The organism is Priestia sp. SIMBA_032 (assembly GCF_046535215.1).
GTDB classification, from domain to species: Bacteria; Bacillota; Bacilli; order Bacillales; family Bacillaceae_H; genus Priestia; species Priestia aryabhattai.
Genome location: NZ_JAWRXD010001443.1, coordinates 1 through 241, shown reverse-complemented (window position 1 = coordinate 241; position 241 = coordinate 1). Strand labels below are relative to the sequence as shown.

1 protein-coding gene is annotated in these 241 nt (G+C 63.5%); it reads left to right on the top strand.

Annotated elements, in window-relative coordinates; all coding sequences use genetic code 11:
- Window positions 1–241 (top strand): TetR family transcriptional regulator (locus SB717_RS39095; RefSeq protein WP_410908659.1); only part of this gene is annotated, 241 nt, incomplete at both ends.

Here is a 241-nt window from a genome sequence, read left to right as displayed (position 1 = left end):
AGGTGTCGGCCCGTGAGACCAAGCGACGTGCGACCCGCGAACGCCTGCTGGAAGCGGCGGTGGCCGAGTTCAAACGCGACGGGATGGCATCGGCCGACATCGGCGCCATCGTCTCTGCGGCAGGCGTGGCACACGGGACCTTCTTCTTCCATTTCCCGACCAAAGAGCATGTCCTGCTCGAATTGGAGCGCTGCGAGGAAATGCGCATCGCGGAGAGTCTGACAGCGTTTTTCGACACCCC